The following is a 1,490-nucleotide window of genomic DNA, read 5'->3' as shown; positions in this document are numbered from 1 at the left end:
TCGAGTCCTACTGCCGGAGTTCTCATTTATGAGAAGAGTAATGAGCTTCTTTCACTCTGGAGAGTTGTCCGAGAGGCCGAAGGAGCATGATTGGAAATCATGTAGATGGTGCAAACTGTCTCAAGGGTTCGAATCCCTTACTCTCCGTAATTGATGTTTTACTGGCCCGTTGGTCAAGCGGTTAAGACACCGCCCTTTCACGGCGGTAACACGGGTTCGAATCCCGTACGGGTCATTTAATTGGATACATTGGAGGTTTAGCTCAGCTGGGAGAGCATCTGCCTTACAAGCAGAGGGTCAGCGGTTCGATCCCGTTAACCTCCATAATGATTTGGTTCCGTGGTGTAGGGGTTAACATGCCTGCCTGTCACGCAGGAGATCGCGGGTTCGATTCCCGTCGGGACCGTCATTTCTATTCAATTAAAAAAATAAATAATTTATTCTTTATGGCGCGGTAGCTCAGTTGGTAGAGCAACGGATTGAAGCTCCGTGTGTCGGCAGTTCGATTCTGTCCCGCGCCACCATGGAGGAGTAGCGAAGTGGCTAAACGCGACGGACTGTAAATCCGTTCCTTAGGGTTCAGTGGTTCGAATCCACTCTCCTCCATATAATTTATAGGGGCATAGTTTAAAGGTAGAACAGCGGTCTCCAAAACCGTTAGTGTGGGTTCAATTCCTGCTGCCCCTGCCATGGCGGATGTGGCGAAGTGGTTAACGCATCGGATTGTGGCTCCGACATTCGTGGGTTCGATTCCCATCATTCGCCTTTTTTCATTGGGGTATAGCCAAGCGGTAAGGCAAGGGACTTTGACTCCCTCATGCGTTGGTTCGAATCCAGCTACCCCAGTCCTATAAATATTAATTTATAGCTTAAAATAGTATAATGGCGGTATAGCCAAGTGGTAAGGCAGAGGTCTGCAAAACCTTCATCACCGGTTCAAATCCGGTTACCGCCTTAGTACTAATTACATTGCCGGCGTGGCGGAATTGGCAGACGCGCTGGACTCAAAATCCAGTGCCCGTTGAGGGCGTGCCGGTTCGACCCCGGCCGCCGGTATTAACTAAGATGACCACATCTTAGTTTTTTATTCGGAAATTAAATAACAAATTATTTTATTATGGCGGATGTGGCGAAGTGGTTAACGCATCGGATTGTGGCTCCGACACTCGTGGGTTCGATTCCCATCATTCGCCCTTATATTATTGGGGTATAGCCAAGCGGTAAGGCAAGGGACTTTGACTCCCTCATGCGTTGGTTCGAATCCAGCTACCCCAGTTTTTATCTATTTATTTGCCGGCGTGGCGGAATTGGCAGACGCGCTGGACTCAAAATCCAGTGATCTCACGATCGTGCCGGTTCGACCCCGGCCGCCGGTATTTTGGCACTAACGTAGTCTATACGTTAGTGCTTTTTTCTTTGGCAGGCGTTGTCGGCGTTGAGAGACATATACAAACGAATAATATAAGCCACGAAGAATACCCATTGAATTA

At 48.5% G+C, this 1,490-nt stretch carries 14 tRNA genes; all 14 read left to right on the top strand.

Annotation, left to right across the window (positions count from 1 at the left end):
• Nucleotides 1–58 precede the first annotated feature (58 nt).
• The 14 genes from CUS89_RS15920 to CUS89_RS15855 all read left to right on the top strand — a co-directional run bounded on the left by CUS89_RS15920 (nucleotide 59) and on the right by CUS89_RS15855 (nucleotide 1,376).
• Nucleotides 59–147: transfer RNA gene (locus CUS89_RS15920), tRNA-Ser, on the top strand.
• 16 nt (nucleotides 148–163) lie between these two features.
• Nucleotides 164–235, top strand: a tRNA-Glu gene (locus tag CUS89_RS15915).
• 16 nt (nucleotides 236–251) lie between these two features.
• A tRNA-Val gene (locus tag CUS89_RS15910) sits at nucleotides 252–324 on the top strand.
• A 9-nt stretch (nucleotides 325–333) separates the two neighbouring features.
• A tRNA-Asp gene (locus CUS89_RS15905) sits at nucleotides 334–406 on the top strand.
• Between the two features lie 42 nt (nucleotides 407–448).
• Nucleotides 449–524: transfer RNA gene (locus CUS89_RS15900), tRNA-Phe, on the top strand.
• 1 nt (nucleotide 525) lies between these two features.
• A tRNA-Tyr gene (locus CUS89_RS15895) sits at nucleotides 526–606 on the top strand.
• A 10-nt stretch (nucleotides 607–616) separates the two neighbouring features.
• A tRNA-Trp gene (locus tag CUS89_RS15890) sits at nucleotides 617–690 on the top strand.
• A gap of 2 nt (nucleotides 691–692) precedes the next feature.
• Nucleotides 693–765: transfer RNA gene (locus tag CUS89_RS15885), tRNA-His, on the top strand.
• Between the two features lie 9 nt (nucleotides 766–774).
• Nucleotides 775–846: transfer RNA gene (locus CUS89_RS15880), tRNA-Gln, on the top strand.
• A 38-nt stretch (nucleotides 847–884) separates the two neighbouring features.
• Nucleotides 885–955 (top strand) — tRNA-Cys (locus CUS89_RS15875).
• Nucleotides 956–971: 16 nt separating this feature from the next.
• Nucleotides 972–1,056: transfer RNA gene (locus tag CUS89_RS15870), tRNA-Leu, on the top strand.
• Between the two features lie 64 nt (nucleotides 1,057–1,120).
• A tRNA-His gene (locus tag CUS89_RS15865) sits at nucleotides 1,121–1,193 on the top strand.
• A gap of 10 nt (nucleotides 1,194–1,203) precedes the next feature.
• A tRNA-Gln gene (locus CUS89_RS15860) sits at nucleotides 1,204–1,275 on the top strand.
• Nucleotides 1,276–1,292: 17 nt separating this feature from the next.
• A tRNA-Leu gene (locus CUS89_RS15855) sits at nucleotides 1,293–1,376 on the top strand.
• The last annotated feature ends 114 nt before the right edge of the window (nucleotides 1,377–1,490 follow it).

This window comes from Enterococcus mundtii (assembly GCF_002947535.1).
Classification (GTDB): Bacteria; Bacillota; Bacilli; order Lactobacillales; family Enterococcaceae; genus Enterococcus_B; species Enterococcus_B mundtii_B.
Note: the sequence above shows the minus strand (reverse complement) of the source record. Positions and strands in the feature narration are given on the sequence as shown.